Origin of the sequence: Gallaecimonas mangrovi (assembly GCF_003367375.1) — a bacterium.
GTDB lineage: Bacteria > Pseudomonadota > Gammaproteobacteria > Enterobacterales > Gallaecimonadaceae > Gallaecimonas > Gallaecimonas mangrovi.
On the sequence record NZ_CP031416.1, the window covers coordinates 2,669,381 to 2,695,007 of the forward strand.

The 25,627-nt window shown below is 52.4% G+C and carries 25 protein-coding genes; 12 read left to right on the forward strand and 13 right to left on the reverse strand.

The annotated features are described in order from the left end of the window. Window positions 1-12: 12 nt before the first annotated feature. On the reverse strand, window positions 13-939 hold the full coding sequence (gene choX / locus DW350_RS12820) for a choline ABC transporter substrate-binding protein (protein WP_115719303.1): 927 nt from the start codon (window positions 937-939) through the stop codon (window positions 13-15). A gap of 181 nt (window positions 940-1,120) precedes the next feature. On the opposite strand from choX, the gene betI reads away from it, so the two are divergent. From betI to leuB, 8 genes are all read left to right on the forward strand, one after another. Continuing rightward, window positions 1,121-1,702 carry a transcriptional regulator BetI gene (betI, locus tag DW350_RS12825; protein ID WP_115719305.1) on the forward strand — a complete coding sequence of 194 codons (582 nt, stop codon included), beginning with the start codon at window positions 1,121-1,123 and terminating at the stop codon, window positions 1,700-1,702. A 13-nt stretch (window positions 1,703-1,715) separates the two neighbouring features. Then, window positions 1,716-3,161, forward strand: coding sequence for a betaine-aldehyde dehydrogenase (gene betB, locus DW350_RS12830; protein ID WP_115719306.1), 1,446 nt, complete (start codon window positions 1,716-1,718; stop codon window positions 3,159-3,161). A gap of 9 nt (window positions 3,162-3,170) precedes the next feature. Continuing rightward, window positions 3,171-4,823, forward strand: coding sequence for a choline dehydrogenase (betA, locus tag DW350_RS12835; protein WP_115719308.1), 1,653 nt, complete (start codon window positions 3,171-3,173; stop codon window positions 4,821-4,823). A 25-nt stretch (window positions 4,824-4,848) separates the two neighbouring features. Continuing rightward, the gene (locus DW350_RS12840) at window positions 4,849-5,547 is read left to right on the forward strand and encodes a TorF family putative porin (RefSeq protein ID WP_115719310.1); all 699 of its coding nucleotides are present in this window, start codon (window positions 4,849-4,851) and stop codon (window positions 5,545-5,547) included. A gap of 354 nt (window positions 5,548-5,901) precedes the next feature. Next, a complete protein-coding gene (locus tag DW350_RS12845; RefSeq protein WP_115719312.1) occupies window positions 5,902-7,422 on the forward strand; it encodes a 2-isopropylmalate synthase in 1,521 nt (506 codons plus the stop codon). An 11-nt stretch (window positions 7,423-7,433) separates the two neighbouring features. Continuing rightward, window positions 7,434-8,831, forward strand: a complete 1,398-nt coding sequence (leuC, locus tag DW350_RS12850) for a 3-isopropylmalate dehydratase large subunit (protein ID WP_115719314.1) — start codon at window positions 7,434-7,436, stop codon at window positions 8,829-8,831. Continuing rightward, window positions 8,828-9,379 carry a 3-isopropylmalate dehydratase small subunit gene (leuD, locus tag DW350_RS12855; protein WP_115719316.1) on the forward strand — a complete coding sequence of 184 codons (552 nt, stop codon included), beginning with the start codon at window positions 8,828-8,830 and terminating at the stop codon, window positions 9,377-9,379. The genes leuC and leuD overlap by 4 nt, the downstream gene beginning before the upstream one ends. Next, a complete protein-coding gene (leuB, locus tag DW350_RS12860; RefSeq protein ID WP_115719318.1) occupies window positions 9,376-10,419 on the forward strand; it encodes a 3-isopropylmalate dehydrogenase in 1,044 nt (347 codons plus the stop codon). The genes leuD and leuB overlap by 4 nt, the downstream gene beginning before the upstream one ends. Before the next feature lie 176 nt (window positions 10,420-10,595). On the opposite strand, the gene DW350_RS12865 is transcribed toward leuB, so the two are convergent. The 8 genes from DW350_RS12865 to DW350_RS12900 form a co-directional block, all read right to left on the reverse strand. After that, a complete protein-coding gene (locus DW350_RS12865) occupies window positions 10,596-10,946 on the reverse strand; it encodes a putative periplasmic lipoprotein (RefSeq protein WP_152032980.1) in 351 nt (116 codons plus the stop codon). A 75-nt stretch (window positions 10,947-11,021) separates the two neighbouring features. Beyond that, window positions 11,022-11,450 (reverse strand): protein export chaperone SecB, encoded by a 429-nt coding sequence (locus DW350_RS12870; protein ID WP_192954675.1) that lies wholly within the window; start codon window positions 11,448-11,450, stop codon window positions 11,022-11,024. Between the two features lie 76 nt (window positions 11,451-11,526). Continuing rightward, the gene (locus tag DW350_RS12875) at window positions 11,527-11,847 is read right to left on the reverse strand and encodes a hypothetical protein (RefSeq protein WP_115719321.1); all 321 of its coding nucleotides are present in this window, start codon (window positions 11,845-11,847) and stop codon (window positions 11,527-11,529) included. A gap of 124 nt (window positions 11,848-11,971) precedes the next feature. Continuing rightward, window positions 11,972-12,856 carry an IS3 family transposase gene (locus DW350_RS12880; protein WP_115719322.1) on the reverse strand — a complete coding sequence of 295 codons (885 nt, stop codon included), beginning with the start codon at window positions 12,854-12,856 and terminating at the stop codon, window positions 11,972-11,974. Beyond that, window positions 12,781-13,143 (reverse strand): transposase, encoded by a 363-nt coding sequence (locus DW350_RS12885; protein ID WP_115718516.1) that lies wholly within the window; start codon window positions 13,141-13,143, stop codon window positions 12,781-12,783. The genes DW350_RS12880 and DW350_RS12885 overlap by 76 nt, the downstream gene beginning before the upstream one ends. Before the next feature lie 74 nt (window positions 13,144-13,217). Continuing rightward, complete coding sequence (locus tag DW350_RS12890; protein WP_115719323.1) at window positions 13,218-13,640, reverse strand: hypothetical protein; 423 nt, start codon at window positions 13,638-13,640, stop codon at window positions 13,218-13,220. Window positions 13,641-13,721: 81 nt separating this feature from the next. Continuing rightward, window positions 13,722-14,954 carry a PIN-like domain-containing protein gene (locus DW350_RS12895; protein ID WP_115719324.1) on the reverse strand — a complete coding sequence of 411 codons (1,233 nt, stop codon included), beginning with the start codon at window positions 14,952-14,954 and terminating at the stop codon, window positions 13,722-13,724. 1,209 nt (window positions 14,955-16,163) lie between these two features. Next, window positions 16,164-17,897 (reverse strand): DUF885 domain-containing protein, encoded by a 1,734-nt coding sequence (locus tag DW350_RS12900; protein WP_115719325.1) that lies wholly within the window; start codon window positions 17,895-17,897, stop codon window positions 16,164-16,166. Window positions 17,898-18,166: 269 nt separating this feature from the next. Between DW350_RS12900 and DW350_RS12905 the strand changes: the two genes are divergently transcribed. The 4 genes from DW350_RS12905 to DW350_RS12920 all read left to right on the forward strand — a co-directional run bounded on the left by DW350_RS12905 (window position 18,167) and on the right by DW350_RS12920 (window position 21,159). Beyond that, window positions 18,167-18,784 (forward strand): 50S ribosomal protein L25/general stress protein Ctc, encoded by a 618-nt coding sequence (locus DW350_RS12905; RefSeq protein WP_115719326.1) that lies wholly within the window; start codon window positions 18,167-18,169, stop codon window positions 18,782-18,784. 3 nt (window positions 18,785-18,787) lie between these two features. Next, complete coding sequence (pth, locus tag DW350_RS12910; protein WP_115719327.1) at window positions 18,788-19,372, forward strand: aminoacyl-tRNA hydrolase; 585 nt, start codon at window positions 18,788-18,790, stop codon at window positions 19,370-19,372. A gap of 17 nt (window positions 19,373-19,389) precedes the next feature. Continuing rightward, window positions 19,390-20,481, forward strand: a complete 1,092-nt coding sequence (gene ychF, locus DW350_RS12915) for a redox-regulated ATPase YchF (protein ID WP_115719328.1) — start codon at window positions 19,390-19,392, stop codon at window positions 20,479-20,481. A gap of 117 nt (window positions 20,482-20,598) precedes the next feature. Beyond that, the gene (locus DW350_RS12920; protein WP_115719329.1) at window positions 20,599-21,159 is read left to right on the forward strand and encodes a hypothetical protein; all 561 of its coding nucleotides are present in this window, start codon (window positions 20,599-20,601) and stop codon (window positions 21,157-21,159) included. A 24-nt stretch (window positions 21,160-21,183) separates the two neighbouring features. Here DW350_RS12920 and DW350_RS12925 read toward each other — a convergent pair whose 3' ends face one another. From DW350_RS12925 to DW350_RS12940, 4 genes are read right to left on the reverse strand one after another with little or no spacing between them, the layout of a single operon-like run. Next, a complete protein-coding gene (locus DW350_RS12925; protein ID WP_115719330.1) occupies window positions 21,184-22,746 on the reverse strand; it encodes a PepSY-associated TM helix domain-containing protein in 1,563 nt (520 codons plus the stop codon). After that, the gene (locus tag DW350_RS12930) at window positions 22,743-23,027 is read right to left on the reverse strand and encodes a hypothetical protein (RefSeq protein ID WP_115719331.1); all 285 of its coding nucleotides are present in this window, start codon (window positions 23,025-23,027) and stop codon (window positions 22,743-22,745) included. Before DW350_RS12930 ends, DW350_RS12925 begins: the two co-directional genes overlap by 4 nt. Next, window positions 23,027-23,278 (reverse strand): hypothetical protein, encoded by a 252-nt coding sequence (locus DW350_RS12935; protein WP_115719332.1) that lies wholly within the window; start codon window positions 23,276-23,278, stop codon window positions 23,027-23,029. The genes DW350_RS12930 and DW350_RS12935 overlap by 1 nt, the downstream gene beginning before the upstream one ends. A gap of 39 nt (window positions 23,279-23,317) precedes the next feature. Then, complete coding sequence (locus tag DW350_RS12940; RefSeq protein WP_115719333.1) at window positions 23,318-25,444, reverse strand: TonB-dependent siderophore receptor; 2,127 nt, start codon at window positions 25,442-25,444, stop codon at window positions 23,318-23,320. Window positions 25,445-25,627 lie beyond the last annotated feature (183 nt).

Here is a 25,627-nt window from a genome sequence, read left to right on the forward strand (position 1 = left end):
GCAAAGGTCCCCTTACTGCCAACGGCTAAGGGCGGGGCTGCCGTCGGTGTTTTTAACACCGTCCAACCATCCTTTCAGCACCTCGGGGTGCTTGGCAATGTAGGCTTTAGCGGCATCTTTAGCGCTTTTATGGTCATTCATGATGGCATCCATCAAGTGGTTTTCCATATCGACGGTAAAGGTCAGGTTGTTAAGGAAGTGGCCAACGTTAGGACAAGCCTGGACATACCCCTTGCGGGCTTGGGTGCGGACAACGGCAGCGCCATAGTCGGGGCCAAAGTACTTGTCACCGCCTTTGAGGTAGGTGATATCCAGCTTGGTGTTCATCGGGTGCGGCGCCCAGGCCAGAAAAATCACCCATTCTTTGTTTTGAACGGCGTGTTTTACCTCAGACAACATGCCCGCTTCAGACGAGGCCACCAAACGGAAGCGGCGCAAACCAAAGGCGTTGTCGTGGATCATGTTCTCAACGATTTTGTTGCCATCGTTGCCTGACTCCAAACCGTAAATGCGGCCATGAAACTGGCTTTTATGCTTAATAAGGTCAGCAAAGGAAGTGACACCGGCTTTGGCAACATAGCTGGGTACCGCCAAGGTGTACTTGGCACCTTTAAGGTTGGTAGTCACGGTTTCAACAGCGCCGGATTCAACATAGGGCTTCACAATGCTCGCCATCGACGGCATCCAGTTCCCCAGGAATACATCAAAATCGTTCTGTTTAAGGCCGGCATAAGCAATTGGTACCGAAACGGTTTTGCTGTCGGTGTCGTAACCCATTTTGTCCAACAGCACCCTTGCCATACCGGTCGTGGCTTGAATATCTGTCCAGCCAACTTCCGCGAAACGCACGTCCTGGCAGCTTTCACTTACTTGCGCCTGTGCGGCGGTGGCCGTGGTCATTAGCGTGCCCAGCATCAGGGTAAGGATCGGCTTTTTCATCTGTGCTCCTTAGTGGTTTTAGGTGCCTTGCCGACCATCTCGTGCTGCAAATTGCGGCAGCCGGTATGGCCCGTCTAGCACATTTAAAATCATTCGTTCCGTAAACATTAAAGCGTTTTTTTATTGAATGTTCAATCAATAAAACGTTAGAGTGAAAAAGAACCTCGAGCGGAGATGCTGTATGCCAAAGGTTGGAATGGCCCCTGTAAGACGGGCACAACTGATCGAATCCGTCATCAGATGCATTGACGATGGCGGCTTATCCAAAGCCACTTTCAAGACGGTCAGCCAAGATGCTGGCGTGTCTGCCGGGATCATTGCCCATTACTTTGGCAATAAGCAGGGACTGCTCGACGCCACCATGCGTCATTTGCTTAATAACCTTTTTGTCGACATCAAAAAGGCTATGTCGGCGTACAGCGAATCGAGCGTACAGGAACGAATACAAACTATAGTCGAAGTTAACTTCGACGGTAGTCAGCTACGCAAATCCATTGGCCGCACCTGGTTGAGCTTCTGGGCCGAAAGCGCCTTTAAGCATGACTTGGCCCGGCTGCAAAACATTTATGTTGGCCGCATGAGCAGTTTGCTGCGCCACGAATTTGCCAAGGTGCAACCGCGCGAACTTGCACGAGATAACGCCAAGCTACTGCTGGCGGCGATTGACGGTGAATGGCTCAGAAGCAGCTTGGAAGGCGATCACTCAGACCCTTCTGTTATTCGTCATCGCCTTAACCGCCTGATAGGCCTGTTGCTCAACTAAATTGAGGACACCCATGAACACCATCCCTCTTTATATTCACGGTCGCCGTGTCGACGCAAAGACCGGCAGCCTTTTTGACAACGTCAACCCGGCCACCGAAGCGGTGTTAAGCCAGGTGCAAAAAGCCGGTGCCAGTGACGTGGATGCCGCCGTTAAATCAGCCCAGCAAGGCTTTAAAGTCTGGTCGGCAATGAGCGGTATGGAACGCAAACGCATTCTGGATAAGGCGGTGGCGCTACTGCGTGAGCGCAACGACGAACTGGCAGAAATTGAAGTGCTGGACACCGGTAAACCGCTCAGCGAAGCCATTGAAGTGGACGTGGTAACCGGGGCTGATGCCATTGAATTTTATGCAGGGCTAGCGCCGGCCATCGCCGGCGAACAGGTGCCGCTGGGCGAAGAGGCCTTCTTTTATACCCGCCGCGAACCCTTAGGGGTTTGTGTGGGCATTGGCGCCTGGAATTACCCCATTCAAATTGCCTGCTGGAAAGCAGCCTTGGCCCTTGCCACCGGTAACGCCATGATTTTTAAACCCGCCGAGCTCACCCCTACCGGCGCGCTGAAATTGGCTGAGATTTTTAGCGAAGCTGGCGTACCCGATGGGGTTTTTAACGTTATCCAGGGCGATGGCGAAACCGGCGCCTTACTCACCAATCACCCGGGCGTTGCCAAGGTATCGCTAACCGGCGAAGTGGGAACCGGCAAAAAGGTAATGGCCGCAGCGGCTGGCAGCTTAAAAGAAGTGACCATGGAGCTGGGTGGTAAAAGCCCGCTCATCATTTTTGACGATGCTGACCTCGACGACGCGGTCAGTGCTGCCCTGCTGGCCAACTTCTATACCCAAGGTGAAGTTTGTACCAATGGCACCCGTGTTTTTGTGCACGAAAACCTGCACCAGCGCTTTGTTGAAAAAGTGGTGGCGCGCACCAAGGCCATTCGTGCTGGCAACCCGCTGGATATTAACACCCAGCTTGGCGCCCTTATCAGTACCGACCACATGCAGCAGGTGTTGGCGGCGATTGAGCAAGGCAAAAAAGACGGTGCCCGCCTTGAAGTCGGCGGCAACCGTATTGGCAATAAAGGCGCTTTTGTTGAAGCCACCGTCTTTACCGGCGTCACCGACGACATGGCCCTGGCCACCGATGAAATTTTCGGCCCGGTAATGAGCATTCTCACCTTTAAAGAAGAAGCCGAGGTGATTGCTCGCGCCAACAACACCGACTTTGGCCTGGCAGCAGCCGTGTTTACCTCCGACCTTAAGCGCGGCCACCGGGTTATTCACCAAATCGAAGCCGGCATCTGCTGGTTAAACGCTTACAACCTGTCGCCGGTGGAAATGCCGGTGGGCGGCTACAAGGCCTCTGGCATCGGCCGGGAAAACGGCTTGGAAAGCATCCGCCACTACACCCAGGTTAAAAGCGTCTACGTCAATCTCGGCAGCGTCGAGAGCCCGTTTTAAGGAGACACAATGAAATCCTTTGACTACATCATCATTGGCACAGGTTCCGCTGGCTGTGTGCTGGCCAACCGCCTGTCCACCAATCCCGAGCACAAGGTGCTGGTGCTGGAAGCGGGTCGCAAGGACGATACCTGGAAGGTGCAGATGCCAGCGGCACTCACCTATAACCTGATGGACGACAAGTACAACTGGTACTACCAAACCGAACCGCAAGAGCATATGAACAACCGTCGTTGTTACTGGCCACGTGGCAAGGTATGGGGTGGCGGCTCGTCCTTGAACGCCATGGTTTATGTGCGTGGCCACGCCGAAGATTACAACCGCTGGCAACAAGAAGGCGCTGACGGCTGGTCTTATGCCGACGTACTGCCCTATTTCCGCAAATCCGAAACCTTCGAGCTGGGCGGCGATAACTACCGTGGCGATAACGGCCCGCTGAAGGTGAGCCGCGGCAAGATTAAAAACCCGCTCTACGAAGCCTTTATTCGCGCAGGCCAACAAGCCGGTTACCCCTACACCGAAGATATGAATGGCTACCAGCAAGAAGGGGTGGGCTGGATGGACATGACCATCCACAAAGGCCAGCGCTGGTCTACCGCCAAAGGCTACCTGCGCCCAGCCCTCGAGCGCAGCAACCTAAGCGCCGAAACCGGTGCTTTGGTGACACGGATTTTGTTTGAAGGCACTAAAGCGGTGGGGGTGGAGTATGTGCAAAACGGCCAAACCGTACAGGTGAAAGCCGAGAAGGAAGTCATTCTTTCTGGCGGCGCCATTAATTCACCACAGCTATTGATGCTGTCGGGCATTGGCCCGGCCGACGAGCTGAAAAAACACGGCATTGACGTAGTGGCAGACTTGCCCGGCGTCGGCCAAAACTTGCAGGACCATCTGGAAATTTATGTCCAGCAGGCCTGCACCCAACCTATCACCCTGTTTAAGGCGACTAAGCTACATAACATGGCAATGATGGGTGCCCAGTGGTTCATGACCCACACCGGTTGGTGCGCGACAGCGCACCTTGAAGCAGGTGGTTTCGTGCGCCGCAACGACGAGGTTGAACATCCGGATATTCAGTTTCACTTCCTGCCAGGCCTGGTCAACGACCACGGCCGTGACCAGGGTGACAAGCACGCGTTTCAGGTCCACGTTGGCCCGATGCGCCCTGTATCTAAAGGATTTATTGCCCTGCGTAGCAAAAATCCCAGCGAATACCCGGTTATTCAGCCGAATTATCTGGAATCTGAGCAGGATCGCATAGAAATGCGCGATTCAGTAAAAATTACCCGTGACATTTTCGCCCAAAGAGCGTTTGATTTATTTCGTGGCGAGGAGATCCGGCCAGGTTCTAGCTGTACCACAGACAAAGACATTGATGACTTTGTTCGTGCAAAAGCGGACTCTGCCTATCACCCCTGCGGTACCTGCAAAATGGGAGACGATCCCATGAGCGTGGTAAACAGCCAAGCACAAGTGCATGGCGTTGCGGGGTTACGGGTGGTGGACGCCAGTATCATGCCCAGCATCGTGTCAGGCAATTTAAACGGCCCGACAGTGATGATGGCGGAGAAATGTGCTGATCACATTCTCGGGAACCGGCTGCTTGCTCCATCCGAGGTCCCGTTTTTTGATTGGCGCCAAGACACTCCGTCTTACAAGGGCTAGCTATCAACCAAAAGAAGGGAACGACATGAAACAAGCATTGATTGCGTCACTGATCGCTAGCAGTTTTGCGTTTACAGCACACGCCGCCACAGAATATTCCGCTTCCATTACAGGCGCCAGCGACTACGTATTCAACGGTGTCAGTCAGACCGACGAAAAGCCTGCTGTGCAGGTCAGTATGGGTGCCGCTTTTGACAGCGGCCTCTACGTTGGCACCTGGGCTTCCAATGTCGATTTTGGTGACGACGCGCAGGAGGAATGGGACTTCTACGCCGGGTATACCCAAGATTTCGGCCAAGGCTGGAACTATGATCTGATGATCAACCAGTACACCTATGTGGGCGAATCTGACTACAACTACCCGGAAGCTTCCGCCTCTATCACGGCGCCAACCAACACCATGTTGAAGGTTTGGTACACCTGGAAACAGGCTGGCATTAGCAATCTGGACCACACCTACATCCAGCTGCACCAAGGCTATGCCATCAATGATATCTGGGGCTTGGAAGCCGCCTATACCTACAACAAAGCCCTGTCAGGCCCTGGCTCTGACACCTTTTGGGCAGGCAAAGACCACTACAGCAACTGGCTGCTTGGGGTAACCGCCTCCTATAAAGGGTTTGATTTTGCCTTAAATTACCAAGACACCAACATGGACGACTCCAGCGCCTATAACGCTGACAGCCGTGTCGTCTTTAGTGTCACCAAGGCCTTTAGCTTCTAGTATCGCTGGCAACTAAGGGGCTTATACACCTTTAAGCCGAAATCACTAAGACGCTAACAAAAATCGCTGCCACCACCTGGCGGCGATTTTTTTATTGACATTCATCGCCATCCCCTGCATGTTCTTTCACATGAATATGTCAGGCAGCTTTACCTTACCCCTGCAACACGGCCAAAAATTGGACCGTGTTTTTGCGTGCCTGACTACCTCTAGCAGCCTCCTCCTTGGTCTCCTCCTCCTTCTTAAACGCGGGAGCGGGCCACTTTTGTGATTTGAAAGCCAGAGGCAAACAAATTTCAAAAAACCCGCTCCCAACGAGCGGGTTTTTTTATGGATTTTTTCAGGAGAATAGCAATGTCAGACAAAGTCATCATTTTCGACACCACACTGCGAGACGGCGAACAATCACCAGGCTGTGCCATGACGCTGACGCAAAAGCGCCGCATGGCCAAAGCCCTGGGCGCCCTTGGCGTTGATGTGATCGAAGCCGGCTTTGCTGCCGCCAGCCCTGACGACTTTAATGCCGTTGCTTCTATCGCTCGTGAAGTCAAAGGCCCCACCATTTGCGCCCTGGCCCGTTGCCACGACAACGACATTCGTGAAGCGGCTCGCGCTTTGGAAGACGCCGAGAAAAAACGCATTCACGTTTTTATTGCCACCAGCCCGCTGCACCGCGAGCACAAGCTGAAAATGACCAAAGAGCAGGTGATTGAACGCACCATTGCCGCCGTTAAATTAGCGAAAAGCTTTGTCGATGATGTGGAGTTTTCCTGTGAAGATGCCACCCGCACCGAGAAAGACTATTTAGCCCAGGTGGTGGAAGCCGCCATTGAAGCCGGTGCCACCACCATCAACATTCCCGACACCGTTGGCTACACCACGCCCACCGAAATGTACGACACCATTGCTCACTTAAAGCAAAATGTTGGCAACATCGACCAAGCCATACTGTCTACCCACTGCCACGACGACTTGGGGTTAGCGGTAGCCAACAGTTTGGCCGCGGTGGAAGCCGGTGCCCGCCAGATAGAATGCACCTTAAACGGTATCGGTGAGCGCGCCGGTAACTGCGCTTTGGAAGAAATCGTGATGGCCATTAAAACCCGCGCCAATCACTACGGCCTGGATACCGGCATCCGCACCGAACAAATTCTGCCAAGCTCTCGCCTGCTGTCGGCCATTACCGGCTCTGTGGTACCGCGCAACAAAGCCATTATTGGCGACAACGCCTTTGCCCACGCGTCCGGTATTCACCAGCACGGTATGCTGAGCCACCCCGAAACCTACGAAATTATGCGCCCGCAATCGATTGGCCGGGTTGATACCAGCTTGGTACTGGGTAAACACTCGGGCCGCCACGCCCTGGTTGATAAAGTCAAAGAACTGGGTTTTGACGCGGCCCACGAAGACATCGACCGCATTTTTGCCGACTTTAAAAACCTGGCCGACCGCAAAAAACACATTACCGATGCCGACATTGAAGCCCTGGTGGTTGGCCAAGCCAACACCGGCCCCTGGCAGTTAGCACAGTTGCAAGTGACCTCCGGCACCGGCGACACCATTGCTTCGGCAGCGGTGTTTATTATCGGCCCCGATGGCAGCGAACATCGCGAAGCCGCCACCGGCGACGGCCCGGTTGACGCCGCCTTCAGGGCCATTGAACGCGCCACCGGTATGGAGATACATCTTGAAGGCTTGTCGGTAAATTCCATTTCCGAAGGGGTTGATGCCCAAGGTGAAGCCCAGGTGCGCGCCCGTTATGCCGGCCACAGCTTCCACGGCCGCGGCACCGCCACCGATATCGTTGCTGCGTCCGTATCCGCTTTTATGGATGTGATTAACCGCATCAGCCGCCAAATGGCCAAAGCCAGCTAAGGAGAAAAACAATGGCTCAAACAATGTTCGACAAGATTTGGCAGCGCCATATCGTTAAACCCGCTGAAAATGGCCACCCGGCGGTTATTTATATCGACTTGCACCTTATTCACGAAGTGACCAGCCCGCAGGCATTCACCGAGTTAAAAAACCGCGGCCTGAGTGTGCGCCGCCCCGACCGGGTGTTAGCCACCTTGGACCATTCCACGCCAACCTCAGCGCCCGATGCCCAGGGCCAGCGCAAATACGTGTCGGAAGCCGCCTGGCAACAGGTGCGCAAGTTGCAGGAAAACTGCCGCCGTTTTGGCATTCATTTGCACGGTTTTGACAGCCCGCACCGCGGCATTGTGCACGTGATGGGCCCAGAACTGGGCGCCACCCAACCGGGGATGACCATTGTCTGTGGCGACTCCCATACCGCAACTCACGGCGCTTTTGGCGCCCTGGCCTTTGGTATTGGTACCACCGAAGTAGGCCACGTATTGGCCACCCAAAGCCTGCTGCAGCACAAACCCAAAACCCTGCGGGTGTGGGTAGACAACAAGCTGCGCCCAGGTGTTGGGGCTAAAGATTTGATTTTGCATATCATCGGCAAATTGGGCATGGGCGGCGGCACCGGCCATGTTATCGAATACGCCGGTCCCGCCATTGAAGCGCTGACCATGGAAGAGCGGATGACGGTGTGCAACATGTCCATTGAAGCCGGTGCGCGTGCGGGCCTTATAGCCCCCGATGAAACCACCTTTAATTGGCTGCGTGGCCGGGCCATGGCACCCAAAGACTTTGATGCCGCCTGCGAAGACTGGCGCACCTTGCGCACCGACGAAGGCGCCAGCTTTGACAAAGAACTGCGAGTAGACGCCGCGCAAATTGGCCCCACCATTACCTACGGCACTCACCCCGGCATGGTTATTCCCATCGGCACGGCGGTGCCTGCTGCAAAAGATGAAGTGGAAGCCAAGGCCCTGGATTACATGCACCTGAGCGCAGGCGAGCAGTTGTCTGACCGTAAAGTGGATATCGTTTTTGTGGGTTCTTGCACCAACGGCCGCCTGAGCGACATGCGCGAAGCCGCCATGGAACTGAAAGGCAAAAAAGTGGCGGGCGGCGTGCGCATGCTGATTGTGCCAGGCTCGGAAGATGTAAAACGCCAAGCCGAAGACGAAGGCCTGGATAAAATCATCATTGCCGCTGGCGCCGAATGGCGCGAACCTGGCTGCTCCATGTGTATCGCCATGAACGGTGATATGGCCCAACCCGGCCAAACCGTGGTGTCTACCTCTAACCGTAACTTTGCTGGCCGCCAAGGGCCGGGTTCACAAACCTTTTTGGCGAGCCCCGCCATTGCTGCCCGCGCCGCCATTTGCGGCTTTGTTTGCGAACCTAATACCTTTAAGGAAAGCGCATGAAAATCGACTCTAAGGTGTTGGTGATCCGCCAAAATAACATCGATACCGACCAAATTATTCCGGCCCGTTTTTTAACCACCACCACCCGTGAAGGTTTGGGCCAGCACGCCTTTGCCGACTGGCGTTATAAAGACGGCGAGAAAACCGATTCCATTTTAAATACCGACCACGGCTGCACCGTGCTGGTGGGCGGTGAGAACTTCGGTTGTGGCTCGTCTCGTGAGCACGCGCCCTGGGCCATGACCGATTACGGCTTTAAAGCGGTTATCTCCAGCCAAATTGCCGACATTTTCCGCGGCAACGCGCTAAAAAACGGCCTGGTGCCGATTGAAGTCACGCCAGAGCAGCACCAATACCTGTTCGACCACCCGGATACCCGTGTCAGCATTGATGTGAGCGAAGCCACCATCACCCTGGATAACGGCGAAACCTGGTCTTTCGAATTAGACCCCTTTAGCCGCCACTGCTTGGTGCAAGGTGTTGATCAGTTAGGTTATCTTTTGAGCCTGGAAGACAAAATCAGCGAATTTGAGGAGAAACGCGCGTGAAGGCCAATATCGTTTTACTGCCCGGCGACGGCATAGGCCCGGAAGTGGCTACAGCGGCCAAAGCCGCCTTGGAAGCTATCGCCAAACGCTTTGGCCATGAATTCACCTTAAGCGAAGCCTTAATGGGCGGCGCCGCCATCGACGCCACCGGCGAGCCGCTGCCCGCCGAAACCCTGGCCGCCTGCCAAAAGGCCGACGCGGTATTCTTGGGCGCCGTTGGTGGCCCCAAATGGGACAAAGCCCCCAAACGCCCAGAACAAGGTTTGCTGGCCATTCGTAAAGCCCTTGGGCTTTACGCCAACCTGCGCCCGGCAGTTACCCACCCTGCCCTTTATGATGCCAGCCCACTGAAAACCGACCGCCTGAAAGATGTGGACATCATGGTGGTGCGCGAGCTGACCGGCGGCATCTATTTTGGTGAAAAAGAAGAAGGCACCGAAGCGGCATGGGACCGCTGCGCTTATAGCGCAAAAGAAGTTGACCGGGTATTACACAAAGCCGCCAAACTGGCTCAAAGCCGCCGCGGCAAAGTCACCATGGTCGACAAAGCCAACGTACTGGCCACCTCGCGCCTGTGGCGCCGGCGCACCGAAGCGGTTTTTGCCGAGCATTACCCCGACATTGAGTTGGAATTTATGCTGGTAGATGCCGCCGCCATGCACCTGCTGTCGCGCCCCGCCAGTTTTGATGTACTGGTCACCGAAAACCTGTTTGGCGACATTCTCACCGACGAAGCCTCCATGCTGGTTGGCTCCATGGGTATGTTGCCGTCAGCCTCTTTAGGAGAAAAAGGCCCCGGCCTATTCGAGCCCTGCCACGGCTCGGCGCCCGACATTGCCGGCCAAGGTAAAGCCAACCCCTTCGCCGCCATGCTGTCGGTCTCTATGCTGCTGGAACTCGGCCTTGGCCTGGCAAAAGAAGCACAGCTACTAAAAGACGCGGTGTTCGAGGCACTTTCAGCCAATGAGTGCACCGCCGATCTTGGCGGCAGCCTGGATACCCAAGGCGCCACCGCCGCAGTACTAACCCGTATTGCGTGAGTATTAAAAAGAAAAAGCCCGGCATTTGCCGGGCTTTTTTTATGGAATAAGGTTAGCCACCTAGGAGCTCTATTCTTTTGCACTCTTGGTGGGCAAACTTTAAGGCATAGCAAGAGTTGCCCAGTGAATTGACAGAACGCCACAGTCACTTGTTAGCTTCCTCTTTTTGTCAAAAATTAAAAAAAGTTAATTTTCTTTATTTCATTATTTTTATTTACAAAGAAAAATTTATAACCTTTCCCATTTAAAATCGAACTAATTTCTAGCAGATCACCCATTGTGAAATCGTGAGTTAATATTCTTTTAGTGTTTTTCTCGCTCAACAAACTTACAATTTTAGCTTTGTTATCTTTTGATACTACATCACCGTTTATGTGATAAAAATTATCCTTAACGGTAATCTCCACATATTCCTGCTCATCGTTAGCTTTTTCATGATTAGATGCACATCCAGCCAAAAAGAATATCAAAAGTAAAATTATCCATATGTTACGCATACCTTCTCCGTTTTCAGATAACGCCGCCATAACAGGCAGCCGGAGCGCAGCGTAGGCTGTCCAGCGCCGATAGGCGCAAAGTTAATGGCCTAGTTATACGATTTACTAGCAGACACTTAGGATCACCTGCTCCTGCATACCTTCATGAGTTAATTTGACCTCATTTTTAGTAACTGTGGCTAACCATTCCAGGAAACTTACCAGCTGGATGTATGCACTTTCAGTCTGTATATCATGCGGTGAGACATCTAGTTCGATTTCCGTTTCTACGAAGAAATGACAATTTAACTGAATATCATCGGTTACCCAGATATACAAGGTCGTAGGATCAGTTTGCTGCATACTCTTGATTGCATTTAGATAACAAGGGAATTCTTTTTCGACATCTCCGTGGGAAAACTCAAACTTATACCCTGACCGCTTTACCTCTCCGATAAATTTATTCCAAACAGCCGAGTTTATATCTTCTACATAGATGTCTCTCAAAGATCCATCCGTTTCGAATTCGTGCTTTATGTCACTCCATTGCTTCATATTAGTTTCGTATAACGCCCAAAGCAGCGGCGCGCGTTAGCGCGTCCAGCCCGCAGGGCGATGCTGCCTTTGTTTGTTAAGTGTTGGTCGTAATGCAGAATAGTAAATTTGCATTATGTACCTCCGGATTTTCTAGCCACTCTGTATGAGCCTGCACGATAGTGCTTTTTACAAGAGCAATTGCCGATGTTTTTGGCATGGCAGAGAGGTCAACTGTACCCTGATATTTTTGAGAGTGACTAAGCGTACCATTTTCATACTTTAGCCAGCCCTCCCATCCGATAACTTGAGTATCACTTTGTTCGAAAAGGTAAAGCAGCTCCATGGCATCGGCATATCCGACTACAAGCTCATCATCTGATTCCGATCGCTCTTTTATATCTTCGAAGCTATACATAGTTGTGACACTTAACGCCGTGGTTTGGAGCAGCCGAAACAGAGCGAAGCGGCGTGTAGGCTGTCCCAGCCGCGCGCTTTTTGCGTGGTGATGTTCACCCGATAAAACGGACACGCAGTTGTTATTAAGCGGCTTGCTCGTACTGTATCGGTGATACGTAATCGAGGCTACTGTGTAGCCGCACCTTGTTGTAAAAATGCTGGATGTAATGGCCTACCTGTTGGCGCAGTGACGCCACCGTACCGAAGTGATTGTCGTGTATCAGTTCGGCTTTGAGCGTCTTAAAGAACGACTCCACTTCTGCATTATCCGTGCATTGCCCTGGGCGGTTCATGCTATGGCGAATACCATATCGATTGAGCCATTTCTGCATCACTTTCGCCCGGAATTCAATGCCCCTGTCGGTGTGCAGTATCAATCCTGGCTTGGGCTTACGCTGCTTGATGGCTTTATAAAGCGCGACCGTGCTCAGTTCGGCGTTGAGCTTTTCATGCAGCGCCCAGCCGATGATTTTCCGTGACCACAGGTCCACGATAACCGCTAAAAACACATGGCGGCGGCCAAAGCGGATGTAGGTAACATCACTGGACCACTGCTGGTTTGGGCCGCTCGCTTTGGGGATAGCCAGGCGATGGTTCGGCAGCACTTTCAGTTCTGCACGGCGCTTGTTCATCCGCCGGTAAACCCGCTCCACACGGGCTTTTAGCCCCGCTTCACGCATCAGCCTTGCCACCCGTTTAGCGCCAACCCGAATACCCTCCAAGCGCAAGGCACGATGGATTTTCGGGCTGCCATAGCGTTGCTTTGCCTTCTCAAATAGGCGGCGGATAGCCGTTAGCAAAGCGTCGTCTTGTTGCTGACGTTGGCTTGGTTGGCGCTTGAGCCAGTCGTAGTAGCCACTGCGCGAGACCTTCAGCCTGGCACACAGCGCTTTTACCGGGATTTGCCCTTGCTGGCGTTGGATGAAGCGATACCGCTGCGTTGTTCCTCCGCCTGGAAACGTTGCCACTTTTTTAGGATGTCGTTCTCCATCTCCAGCTCGGCAATGCGCTTCTTGAGCTGTTTCACTTCATCCTGCTCTTTGAGCTTGCCTTCGGGCTTCGGGGTCTTGCTGGCCATGCCGTACTTACCTTCACGGGATTCTTTGCGCCAACGAGACAACATGAAGGGGTGAATGTCCAGCGCCTCGGCCACTTCCTTGACGCTGCGGTGTGGCTCATGGCTCCACTGCACGGCCTTCTTCTTGAACTCAAGGCTGTACTGCTGGGTACGTTTTCCGGTCTTGTAAGCGGGCATCAATGACCTCTTTGTCAGTTATTGATGCGTGTCCGATAAACCGGGTGAGGTCCATGGCGAACAACACCACCTTGTTAGGCTTTGATTTCTGCATCCGCCCTCTCCGCTTGCACAGCTAATACTGCACCCGACATAAAATCTATTGCTGTGAGCCACTCAGGTTCAATTTCTTGATTGGGCTCTACCATTATTACACCCTCAGCCCAATCTTCGTCTACCCAGTAGCCAATTGAATTAATACAGTCATCCTCTGAGAATGGAATTCCCTGCTTGCGAGGCATAAATCGGAGTTCGCTGACTTGGCTAAAAGTTAGTTTTACACTTCGTGGCGTAGTGCGGCTTACCCAATCTCCTTCTGAGCGAACCCAATACAGTTCAAGCTTTCTCTCTGTAATGGAGTAATCAAAACCAGTGAAATTAAAATTATTGTGCAAATCGAGTTCATTCTCTCCTTGCACAAGATAAATCCCTTCGACTATTTCGTAGTTCCGATTCATAGAAGCCTAACGCCTTGCTCACCGGTAAATTAGGAGCAAAGCGAGTAATTTATCCGAGTGCAGCAATTTGTTATATTTTGCTCACTCCAATTCGTCTTCACCCTCGTCTTTATCCTCACCATCATTTCGATAACGATCAGCGTTTTTCATTTTCGCCCAGTTGAGAATATGAACCCATTCATTTCTATTTTCTATCTCCCTTTTTAACTCATTTATCTCATCGTCTTCTAGACTTCCATACTGGTATTTGGATTTTAGGTCTTCATATCTATCGTAATCTTTGAATGACCGTAATACCTTAGTGAAATATTTCTTTTCTAATTCTTTTTCGGCTAGATTTGATTCTAGGTGGCGAGTAACGCGCCCAAAAGATTGTAAAAACATTGTGTTTGCATCCTGAATAGAGCTGTCATGCACGCCTAGGTCTAAAATTTCTTTTCCGCTCTCCAGGAAACTTGAAGTGTTATACATATGAAAGAGATCTAAGTTTGCCTCTCTATATATCTCGCTTTGCAAATTTGCATGTGGGCCAACTTGCTTCTTTCCCCTAGACTCTAATATATACCACCAGTCTTCTTTAGAATCGTCGGTGACAAAGATAACATTCTTGACGCCATCCTCTTTAGCCTTACCAATGAGCTGCTTCCAAAGAATCAAATCACCATATTGGCGATCGTACTTTAATCCGTTATAAGAAAAGGTGTTTGTCTCAGATTTTGATTTATTAAAATCTTTGTACCCCGGGGGTATTTTGTTTTCATATCGCTCCTTCCCCTCTTCGTACAAACCATTAAGCCATTCTTGGTCTTGGGGTGGCTCTCCAACTTTACCTTCAGTAAGCTCATTCAGTTTTTCTCTTATTGAATCATGCGACCTTACACAAGGTTGCTTGTCATCCCAGTAAGAAACTGATTTTTTGTAAGAAGATACCGACTTACTAATATCTTTATGCAATTTTTCGGTGTTTTCATGCAGTTTTGGAAATCTTCTCTTTAGTGCTAGCTGCTCAAAATCACCCTTAAATACTTTATCTATTTTTTCTAGATTGTCGTTGATCTTATTAAAAATCGCTTTTTCGTCTCGAATTACTTCTAGCCGTCTTCTTTGGTACTCCAAGCCTACATGGTAGGGAATCCAAAGCTTACCCCCTAAGGACTCAAGTAACGCGAAAAAGTCATCACGCGTCTGTTCAGCATAACCATACAAATTAAGCAATACATTTGTGTCGAGAACAAATAGTGTTTCATCGCTTGTCCATGCCGCTTGAAGTAATTCCTCTGTTGGGTTGTAAAAACCCTTAAAACAATCTCTCAACTTAACCTACCTGTATGGAAAAATATAACAGTTTTATTAGCGAGCGCGCTCGCTTTCACTCATATGACCAGTTGGTATTACAAGCTTAACCTACTGATCCTCCTTTAGATCCTACTGTAAAAGCCAAGAATGGCTCCACAAAAGCGAGCGGTCTCGTTTTTATGCGAGACATGCGCTCGTTATCATCACATCGGATGAGTTAAATCATATTATTTTTTAGCAACTTATTACTGGTCGTTCCAGTAAAAGCGAGCCTAGCGCGTTGTCACAATAGCCCTGTTGAGATGGGTGCAACAGATATACTGTATATAAAAACAGTAAATGTAAGGACACACCTTCTAATCACCCACAACGCCATTCCCCCAACGAAGCCACCCGCTCTTTTGCCCGTTAAGTGCAGCGCCTCGCGTAAAGGAGTGAGAGCTGACTTGAGGCAGGGAAGCCGAAAGAGCGGAAGACGCGTCTGGAACGCGTGTGCAGCGGTCAGCGGTAAACGACTGATAGCGAGGACAACGCGGAACGTGGGCGATGGTTTTGCCAACTTTTGCCGAAACAAAAGTTGGGCGCCCGCCGGTGCGCGAACCGGCATATAGAACAACGCTTAAGGAAAGATGAACGCTGTAAAATCAAAGGTCTACACGCATTGTTCTAAGAACCAACACCCACGCTACCGCCCTTAGGTGTGGTTCCCAATGTCCCGTTCTCGTCCTGAGTTGTTACCCGTCCCTGGTGGTTCCTACCACCTCGCACGTCCTGTGCTCGCGTAATACTGCGCGAAAGCGGCGCTTCCGCTACGAGTATTACCCCAAATGCTGATAGCGTCCTTGTTATCACCTGGTCCCGCGTTGGAGAAACCTTCCCTGGCTAGTCACCCAGCTCGTGCGTCCAGTGTTACTCGGGCCATCCTGCCTTCGCCCTTCGGGCCGTCGTCGTTGCACTCCAACGTTCAAATCTTTTCCCGAAAGATCTGTCGCGTAATACTGATATCCCTATCCACCTTGCCCAAAGGCACCCTCGCCTTCGCAAATCCCCTTTGCTTACATCCAGATAAACGCAACTTAAACCACCATAACCACATCAACATGACCGGTAAACCGGTGGGCATCAAAAAATTGCAAAAAAGTGATACGCCTAATCCGCCCCCAAAACAAAGTTAGCGGGGCGAGACACGCACAAATTATCATCGCCCCGGATTTTCAATCACTGCCGCTACATATACTTCGGCACAAACTCTTCCATAACCGCCTTTTTCAACAGGGCCGGCGGCAGCAAACCTTGCGACAAAATAAAGTCGTGGTAGGCCTGCTGGTTAAATTTGTCTTTGAGTTTTAGCTCAACTAGGGTGCGTAACTGGCGAAGCTGCATATAACCGTAGTAATAGCTGGTGGCCTGGCCGGGCGAGCGGAAGGTGTAACGGTCGACCTCTTGTTCGGCAAAGGGCTTTGACAGCACCACTTCGTCGGTTAGCACCCGGCGCGCCTCTTCGGGGCTTATTAGGCCAAGGTTTAGCATCGGGTCCAAAAACGCCCTCGCTTCACGCTGCATTCTGGCTTGCAACGAGAACAGCTGGCCATCGAGTGGCAGGTATTCTTTCATAACCGCTTCGGCATAAAGCGCCCAGCCTTCAACGTTGGCGCTATTAAAGGCAAAAATGGCGCGGGCCTGGGAAACACCGTTTTCAATCATTTTTGAAAACTGCAGCTCGTGGCCCGGGCGGGCTTCATGCACGGTCAAGGTCCAGGCGAAGGCTTTATTGGTAAAGTCGTCCAGGTGCCCTTTGGCATTCGGGTCATTTAGCGGCAGCACAAACTCGCCATATTCACCGGTGTTGCCAATAAGGCGTGGTGGGTTCATGTGGGGTGCGGGCACCGCAGCGGTTTCGGCCTCAGAAGCCAGGCGAATACTGGCCTTGCGTGCTGGCAAGGTCACAATGTGGTGCTCACGCACCAGCTTTTCGATAGCCGCCAGGCGCTTTTTATAAAAAGGCAGAATGTCTTTGCCGGTAACTTGCTGCTTTTTAAGCTCTCTTAGCACGTAGCGATAATCGCTGTTTTTATAGCCTTTGTCTTTGGCAATGCGGTTGGCCAGAGACTGCATTTCGTCGCGGGTTTCGGCAAAGCCAAACATCGCCCGGTCAATGAGTTCTTGCGGCGTCATATCGACGCCATAGCCTTTAAGGGCGCTGGCATAAATGTCTGCTGGCAGCACAAAGCTGTCACGCGCGCGGGGCGCTATGGTGTTTTTCACCCAGCTTTCGTAGGCAGTTAGCTCTTGGCTGAGGGTGGCATAAGGCTGCTGCCAGCCCGTTAGGTGGTTGGCTTCAAATAACTGCTTGATGCCCGCAAGGTAGCGCTGGCTGTTGGCAATATTTTGTTCCACCTCCTTTTTATAGGGCCAAAGCAAGCCTTGTTCGTTAAGGCGCTCTTCGGTACGCGCTCTGGCCTGGCTTACCAGGCTTGGGTGGCCGTCTAACCCCACATAGGCGCGCAGCCGGGTAATAGCGGCCTGTTTGCGTTTATCGCTATTGCGCTCATCCAACAGGCTTTGAAGGCCCTGAAAAATGGTTGAGGGCACATTGTAATAAGGCAATAGCTTGTCGTGGTCGAGCGCGCCTGACGCCAAGCTTTGCTCAACGGCGCTAACCATGATCCCTAAATCCTGTTTTACTTTGGGGTCGGTTTCAGCGGCCAGCGCTTTTTTGAGCGTTGCCAGTATCTGCTGTGAACCGGCTCTTGAGCGCTGGTAGCTGCCTTTACTGAGATCTTCGGTTTCGGTGTCGTATTGCTCAAGCCCTAAATAAGAGCCCATTTCCGGATTGTATTTGCCCATTTCTTCTAAAACCGGGGCGGCATAACCATTGCTTTTGGTTACCCAGGCCGGTTCTGCGGCAAAAAGGCCCAGGCTGACGCTGGCAAGGCTGATGGCAATAAGGGTGCGTTTCACTGTTAGCTATCCATAAAGTGGTTACCCAAGAAACGTTACCAAGAGGTTTAAAAAAAGAAAACAAAAGGTGTTTGAGTCAGTTTTTAAGGGCCTTTAAAATGCCGTTGCCCGCTTTTATCACCAGGCCGGTAGCGCTTAGCACAATCGATGTTGTGGTGGCTCTATGGCTTTGTTAAAATGCCGCGCCCTTAGCCAAAGCTGGCTTAAGGAATGGATCGGTTTCTTGGTCGCGGGAAGCCGATAACCCTATATTTTTGTGGAGTAATACCATGTCTTATATTTTTGAAGCAGAACTCCGTACCGACCTGGGGAAAGGTGCGAGCCGCCGCCTGCGTCGTGAGGAAAAAGTACCTGCTATCGTTTACGGCGCTGACAAAGAGCCGGTATCCATCACTCTGGATCACAACAAAATCATCGAAGCGCAAGCTGAAGAAGGTTTTTACACGCATATCCTGACCCTGAACATCAGCGGTGAAAAAACTGAAGTTCTGGTTAAAGACATGCAGCGTCACCCCTTCAAGCCGAAAGTCACTCACATTGACTTCCTGCGCGTTGACGCGTCTCACAAAGTTGTGACCAAAGTGCCGTTGCACTTCGTTGGCGAAGAAGCAGCTGTTAAGAAAGGTGGCGTTATCGCCCGTCAAATCACTGAAGTTGAAGTCAGCTGCCTGCCTAAGGACCTGCCTGAGTTCATCGAAGTGAACACTGCTGACCTGGAAGTGGGTGACACCATCCACCTGACTGGTCTGAAAGTGCCGGCGGGTGTTGCTCTGGTTGAACTGAGCAAAGGCGAAGGCCACGACCAAGCTGTTGTTTCTCTGAACGCGCCGAAAGGCAGCGCGTCTGACGACGAAGATGACAGCGCCGAAGAGGCTGCAGCTGAGTAAAGCGTGAGCGATATTCAACTGCTGGTGGGCCTGGGTAATCCAGGCCCCGAATACGCCCAAACCCGCCACAATGCCGGCGCCTGGTATATCGAGGAGCTGGCCCGCCTTCACCGGCAATCTTTATCCCTGGAAAGCAAATTCTCTGCACTGACCGCCCGCGTTAGCATTAAGGGCCAAGACGTGCGCCTGCTTGTTCCTACCACCTATATGAATCTTTCCGGCAAAGCGGTCAGCGCTTTGGCCAACTTTTACCGTATTCCGGTAGAAAGTATTCTGGTGGCCCACGACGAGCTGGACCTTCCTCCAGGGGTTGCCCGCTTTAAGCAAGGCGGTGGCCACGGCGGCCATAATGGTCTGAAAGACATCATGGCTAAGATGGGCAACAATCCGAATTTTAATCGGCTGCGTATCGGCATCGGCCATCCCGGCGACCGCAACAAGGTTACCGGCTATGTGCTGGGCAAGCCGCCACAAGGCGAGCAAGAAAAGATTAACGCAGCTATAGATGAAGCCGTACGCGCCACCGACATTTTACTGCAAAGCGGTAAAACGGCGGCCCAAAACCGGCTTCACGCCTTTAAGGCATAAATTTTAAGGACACTTCCATGGGATTCAAATGTGGCATTGTGGGCCTGCCTAACGTCGGCAAATCCACCCTGTTTAATGCGCTGACAAAGGCCGGTATTGAAGCCGCCAACTTCCCCTTTTGCACCATTGAACCCAACACTGGCGTTGTGCCGGTACCCGATGTTCGCCTCAATAAACTGGCGGAAATCGTTAACCCCCAGCGGGTGCTGCCCACCACCATGGAATTTGTGGATATCGCAGGCCTGGTTGAAGGCGCTTCCAAAGGCGAAGGCCTTGGCAATAAATTCCTGGCCAACATTCGCGAAACCGACGCTATTGCCCACGTGGTGCGCTGCTTTGAGAACGACAACATCGTGCACGTTTCTGGCAAGGTAAACCCGCAAGAAGATATCGACGTTATCAACACCGAGTTGGTACTGGCCGATATGGAAGCGGTTGACCGCGCCCTGACCCGGGTTCAGAAAAAAGCCAAGGGCGGCGATAAAGACGCCAAGGCCGAACAAGAAGTGTTGCTGAAAATTCAGCCGCATTTGGAAGCCGGTAAAATGCTACGTGCCGCTGGCCTTTCTAGCGACGAAAAGGCCGCCATTGGCTACCAGAACTACTTAACCGGCAAACCCACCATGTACATTGCCAACGTCAATGAAGACGGCTTTGAAAATAACCCCTACCTTGATCAGGTGCGGGCCATTGCCGCCGACGAAGACGCCATTGTGGTGCCGGTTTGCGCGGCGGTGGAATCTGACATTGCCGAGCTGGACGATGAAGAGCGGGACCTGTTCATGGCAGAGCTTGGCCTTGAAGAGCCGGGCCTTAACCGGGTTATTCGCGCCGGTTACGAGCTTTTGAACCTGCACACCTACTTCACCGCTGGCGTAAAAGAAGTGCGCGCCTGGACCATTAAAATCAACTCTACTGCCCCGCAAGCGGCCGGTAAAATTCACACCGACTTCGAAAAAGGCTTTATCCGCGCCGAAGTGGTGGGTTACGACGATTTTGTGGCCAATAACGGTGAGCAAGGTGCCAAAGAAGCCGGTAAATGGCGCCTGGAAGGTAAAGATTACATCGTCAAAGATGGCGACGTTGTTCACTTCCGTTTTAACGTCTAATAAGGCGTTAATCCAAAAAGCCGCCCCAGGGCGGCTTTTTTATTGCCTTGATTCTCAATGCTTTTTAAAGGCAGACTCGCATTTTGTACGTAAAACCGCAGCAGGGACGACGGCGCAATGAACTGGCAGGAAAAAGCCGCAGCCTGGGCCATCACACTGGTGGCATTTGGCCTTTTTGTTTATATCACCTCTTTTATTGATGACTTTATTCTTAGCATCAAAATGGCTGCCGCCTTCAAGTGGCTGGCCCTGGCGTTAACCTTGGCAATAAGCCTGCCGTTTGCCATTAGGCTTTATCGCGCGCGCCACAGCATCAAACAAAAAGGCAGCGAGCCTTGGGGCCTGGCACTGCTGCTAACCCTAGCGGCCATCGGCTGCTACTTTTTGCTGCTATGCGCAGTGCTAACCCTGCTCTGCTACCCTCTGCACCTGGCCTTTGGCCACGCTAGCCACCAGCAGTTTTGTGCAGTAAGCAGCTCCCACGGCGGCCCCAAAGACATTTGCGGCTCATCCTTAACCCTGGAAAATGCCAATTTCTACGGCAGCTTTTGCCATGTCGACAGCACACTTCGCCACCAAGCGGCTGGGCATTTACTGAATATCACCGGCACCCGCTCACTGTTTGGCTTTTCCGGCAGCCATATAGAGGTAACAGCAACCTATTGCGCCCAAGACTAAAAAGCCGCCCCAAGGGCGGCTTTTTTATCCCCAAACACTGTCTGGTTGCTGGCGGCGCTTTGCGATTTTGGCCAGCCAGAACAGTAAAGCAGCAGCAACAAGCACGGTTGCATCCACACTGGCGGTGGCTAACGTATTAGCAGGCCAGCTATAACCACTAATGGCCGCCAACAGCGAGCTTAGCGGCACCGCCAGGGCTAACAGCGCCGTGCTGTTAAGCAAAATGGGGTTGCTGGCGGCACCTTTTACCAGGCTAAAAGCCACAAAACCAAGAAACAGCAGGTAATAGACACCCAAATACCAGTCGTTGATGTTAGCAACCCAGGCTTGCAACCATTTCCCCGCCAACATGGCGCCAGCAACACCGGCTACCGAGCCTAAACAGCAACCAACGGTAAGCGCCGCCATTACCCGGCTAGCCAGGCTTTGTTTCGGAATAACGCCGTCTTTTTGCTGGCGCTTGCGGCGGTTTTCAAGCCATAACAAGTTACCGGTGTAAAACACCCCGGCCCCCGCCAGCCCTAACAGGAAATACACCCATTTGATAACGGGCCCACCAAAGCTGCCAAAGTGCAGGGTAAAAAAGCTATTGACGGTATTGCCCCAGGCATTACTACTTTCCGGCAAGTAATCACGCATCACCACCTTGCCGCTGTAGGGATTAAGACTAACAAAGCCGCCGGTGGCGCCGCGGCTAAAATAGCGGTCGGAATAGGCGCTGGCCCGGACACTGGCACGGGGCGACCCCAGGCCTGAAACGCTAATAGTGCCCACCTTAAACCCAGCCGCTGCCGCCTGGGTTTTTGCCACCAAGTGGGTTAAAGGTAGCGGTTCGCCGCTTTTATCATGGTGCCCTTTTGGAAAGCTAAACATGTTTTTTTGGCCGTAGGCGGTGTGCTGCAGGCTGTCGTAGATGATGTCGTGAAAGGCAAATACCACCACCGACAGGCTTATCAACACATGAAAGGGAAAGCTGGTGATGCCAAGCAGGTTATGGGTATCAAGCCAAAACCGTTTGTTGCTGCTCTGGCGCAGAGAAAAGAAGTCTTTAACCAGGGTGGGCAGTAACAGAATAAGGCCCGACACCAACGCCAAAAAATATAAAGCACTGGCCACGCCCATGACCAACACCCCCAGCATTTCATGGCCAAAGCCACCCGGGATGCCAGCAGTGCGGTGCAGTAAATCCACCAAGGCCGCCAGCTGTGACGGCACGGCCTTGACCACCTGAAATTCGCCCTGTGCATTCAGCCCGGCCACGGCTTGCTCGGCATTTAAATCCACCCGTCGGCTGGCCGCTGCTTGTGACCAGCTAAGGGTGGCACTGTCGGTGCTACTCAAGTGCAACTCAAAACCGTGGTTAAGCGCCGGGTATTGCTGGCGCAGCGCTGGCAAACGCTGTTCCAGCTCAAGGAGGGGGAGCGCTTTTAGTTGCTGCGAAGGCGGCGTCGCCCAGTCATCAATGGCCGGTTTAAACATGGACAAGGCGCCAGCAAAAAAGCCGATAAACAAGACAATGCCCGCGCAAATACCGACCCAGGTATGCAAATCTTTGTATAGCCGTAATACATTACCGCGGATCTTCATAAGCCGTTCTTTAGCCCCCATAACAGGCCATAAACCAGCGCATTAGCCAGCCCCAGCCACAACCACGCCCTAAGGCCACTTTTAAATAAAAACACCAGGCTGAGCGCCAGCATCCAAAGCGGTGCCACCAGCCACATTACAAATTGCACCTTATTGGCCGCCTCAAGACCGCCGGGCCCGGCAATAGCGAAAAGACTGCCAAGCCCCAGCGCCAGCAAAAAACCCAGCACCACGCCGGCCAAGCTTTTACTGAGCCAATGGCCAGAGATACGCCGCGCCATTATCGGCTCCTTTTAAAAAGACTGGCCAAGGGGCCAAGGGGCAGGCACAGCATCAACACGCTGCACCAGCTAAAGATGGCGCTGGCCAGACTCATTTGGCTGCCAAGCCCGAACAGACTGATCAGCCAAAGCAGATAGCCACACCAACGCCAAACCGCCGGTAGCGCTTTACTGCTCCACTGTTGGTTGGCACTGGCTAAATACACCAGGAGGCTGCCGATAAAGAGCAGCGCAACAGAGAAAAGGGTCATTATTGGTCCTTGGCCGGCCCAGGCAGCCGGCCGTTAAATTTAGAAACTCAAGCTGGCGTTTAATGCCACTTCCCGCGGCTGGCCGATGCGCAGCCCTTCGCTGCCATCGGTTGCCCAATATTTTTTGTCGGTGAGGTTGGTAAGGGTGCCGCGCAGGGTGAGCGGTTTATGCCAAAGCTGGGTTTCATAGCGCAAAGAGGCATCAAACAAGGTGTAATCGGGTAGTTTCCAGTTGTTCTCGGCATCGAGGTAACGGGCACCGTAATATTTAGCACCGGCGTTTACTGCCAGGCCCGGAATGGCCGGCACCAAGTAACTGAGGCCCAGCGCCGCTTGCCAATTGGGGGCGGCTTCAACGTCGTTGCCTTGCACGGTGCTGTCAGGGCCGGTGTCGTCGTAGCGGCTATCAAGGTGCATCAGGTTGCTATGCAGCGACCAGGCCTCGCTAAGCTGTAGCTTGGCGTCAAATTCCACGCCGTCATACAGGCTCTTCCCGTCTTGCACGTAGATATTCTCACTATTGCCGTAGGCGGCGCCTCGCTCGATGCGGTAGGCCGCGACACTGGCAAACCAGCGTGCGCGTTCCACTTTTGCCCCAAGCTCGTATTGTTTACTTTTTAAGGGGTCGAGCATTTCATCGGCGTTGGCATAGCTGGAACTGACAATGCCGCCCTCTTCCAAGGCTTCCACGTAGCTGCCGTAGAAGGTGGTGCCCTGCCAGGGCTTAAACATCAGCGCCACGGTGGGGGTGTTGGCGTTGGTGCTGTATTCCTCACCGCTGCTCAGATAATTAACGCTGTCGTATTGGATATGACGCAGGCCCAGTAACAAGTCCCATTTGCGGCCAAAGGCCAAGGTGTCAGAGACAAAGGCCGAACGTTGGCGCACGTAATAGCCCTTTTCGTTGTTTTCAACAAATTCAGAGGTATAGCTCTGAGGGTTGGGGGAATAGAGGTTGTCGTACGTGCTGGGGTCGGACGTGTCGGTTAGCCAGAACACATATTTACTGGGCGTATCGGTACGATAAGAGGTGGTTTTTTGATAACTGACACCGCTCACCCATTTGTGGTGCACAGCGCCGGTGTCCAATTCCCCCACCGCCATTAACTGGGCGGTATCAAAGTCGGTGTCAAAGGCTTGGTCGTACACCCTTACCCGCAGATCGCCGTCGCTGTTTACCAGATAGTTGAGGGTTTTTACCCAGCGGGTATTGTTTTCAGCATGGCTGTAGTCCGCCTTTATCTGCCAGTTATCACTGGCCTGCCAGGTCAAACTGGTCATGCCGGTAATGTTTTTGGCGTCTTCAAAGGAGCCTTTGGCCGAGAGGTTGCGGCTGCCATCAACAGGTTCTGGCAGCGTGCTGTCACTGCTTAATAGCGACGTAAACATCCATGAGGTGACGTTATCGACGTCTCGGTCGTCATAAATAAGGTCAAGGGTCCATTTCAGGCTGTCGGTAAGGTTGGCGTCAAAGGCCAGGGCAGCGGTGTTGCGGCGCACATGGCCGCCGTCGGTATTGGTGTCACCGTCGGCAGCGCTGACATTAGCGCGCAGGCCGTATTTATCACTTTCGCCAAAGCGGGTTCCGGCATCTACATGGGCGCTTAGAATGCTGTCTGAGCGATAGCCCACATCAACACTCAGCACATCGCCACGGGCCTTTTTGGTGACGTAATTGACAATGCCGCCAGGCGCAGCAAAGCCATACATAAAACCGGTAGCGCCTTTGAGTACATCAATGCGCTCGAAAATGTCATACGGCATTTCCCCGGAGAAATTCTGAAACGCCAAGCCGTTTAGCTTAAAGCTGTTGGTGTAATCAAGCGCCAGGCCGCGGATGCTCATATTTGAGCCCCAGTTGTTATAGCCGCCCCCGAGGATGGACACCGACGCATCGCGAGCAAACAGCGTATCTAAATCATTTACCTGCCGCTCTTTTAGTTCTTGCTCTGAGACGCTGGTAACAGAAAAAGGCGTATTCAAAATGGACCCTTGCCCCAGCACACCGTTATCAACGGTGGTATCAAGCTCATGCAACTGGCGGCCCAGCACCGTGATTTTTTCGGTGCCTTTTTCGTCTTTACTGTCGCGGTCATCCGCGAGAGCCGGATTGGCCAGTGCCAGTGTGACCAATAAGGCCGAGTGATAACGGTTGGGGGTGGTCATTGTCTCTCCCTGAGCTGCGTTGTCAGGCCATGGGGCCAACGAGGGAAAGCAAATTTATATAAAATGCGAATTATTATCAATAGCGATAAATAGGTAAAACGACAGTTTCATTAACCTTGCTAAATCAAAAAAATAACATTGCGCATTGGCGCTTTAGGCACGAAAAAGGCCGCCAAAAGGCGG

Coding starts and splice junctions, on each gene's coding strand:
- choX (WP_115719303.1), bottom strand. CDS start 939: ATGAAAAAGCCGATCCTTACCCTGATGCTGGGCACGCTAATGACCACG.
- betI (WP_115719305.1), top strand. CDS start 1,121: ATGCCAAAGGTTGGAATGGCCCCTGTAAGACGGGCACAACTGATCGAA.
- betB (WP_115719306.1), top strand. CDS start 1,716: ATGAACACCATCCCTCTTTATATTCACGGTCGCCGTGTCGACGCAAAG.
- betA (WP_115719308.1), top strand. CDS start 3,171: ATGAAATCCTTTGACTACATCATCATTGGCACAGGTTCCGCTGGCTGT.
- DW350_RS12840 (WP_115719310.1), top strand. CDS start 4,849: ATGAAACAAGCATTGATTGCGTCACTGATCGCTAGCAGTTTTGCGTTT.
- DW350_RS12845 (WP_115719312.1), top strand. CDS start 5,902: ATGTCAGACAAAGTCATCATTTTCGACACCACACTGCGAGACGGCGAA.
- leuC (WP_115719314.1), top strand. CDS start 7,434: ATGGCTCAAACAATGTTCGACAAGATTTGGCAGCGCCATATCGTTAAA.
- leuD (WP_115719316.1), top strand. CDS start 8,828: ATGAAAATCGACTCTAAGGTGTTGGTGATCCGCCAAAATAACATCGAT.
- DW350_RS12865 (WP_152032980.1), bottom strand. CDS start 10,946: ATGGCGGCGTTATCTGAAAACGGAGAAGGTATGCGTAACATATGGATA.
- DW350_RS12870 (WP_192954675.1), bottom strand. CDS start 11,450: ATGAAGCAATGGAGTGACATAAAGCACGAATTCGAAACGGATGGATCT.
- DW350_RS12875 (WP_115719321.1), bottom strand. CDS start 11,847: ATGTATAGCTTCGAAGATATAAAAGAGCGATCGGAATCAGATGATGAG.
- DW350_RS12885 (WP_115718516.1), bottom strand. CDS start 13,143: ATGCCCGCTTACAAGACCGGAAAACGTACCCAGCAGTACAGCCTTGAG.
- DW350_RS12890 (WP_115719323.1), bottom strand. CDS start 13,640: ATGAATCGGAACTACGAAATAGTCGAAGGGATTTATCTTGTGCAAGGA.
- DW350_RS12905 (WP_115719326.1), top strand. CDS start 18,167: ATGTCTTATATTTTTGAAGCAGAACTCCGTACCGACCTGGGGAAAGGT.
- ychF (WP_115719328.1), top strand. CDS start 19,390: ATGGGATTCAAATGTGGCATTGTGGGCCTGCCTAACGTCGGCAAATCC.
- DW350_RS12920 (WP_115719329.1), top strand. CDS start 20,599: ATGAACTGGCAGGAAAAAGCCGCAGCCTGGGCCATCACACTGGTGGCA.
- DW350_RS12925 (WP_115719330.1), bottom strand. CDS start 22,746: ATGAAGATCCGCGGTAATGTATTACGGCTATACAAAGATTTGCATACC.
- DW350_RS12930 (WP_115719331.1), bottom strand. CDS start 23,027: ATGGCGCGGCGTATCTCTGGCCATTGGCTCAGTAAAAGCTTGGCCGGC.
- DW350_RS12935 (WP_115719332.1), bottom strand. CDS start 23,278: ATGACCCTTTTCTCTGTTGCGCTGCTCTTTATCGGCAGCCTCCTGGTG.
- DW350_RS12940 (WP_115719333.1), bottom strand. CDS start 25,444: ATGACCACCCCCAACCGTTATCACTCGGCCTTATTGGTCACACTGGCA.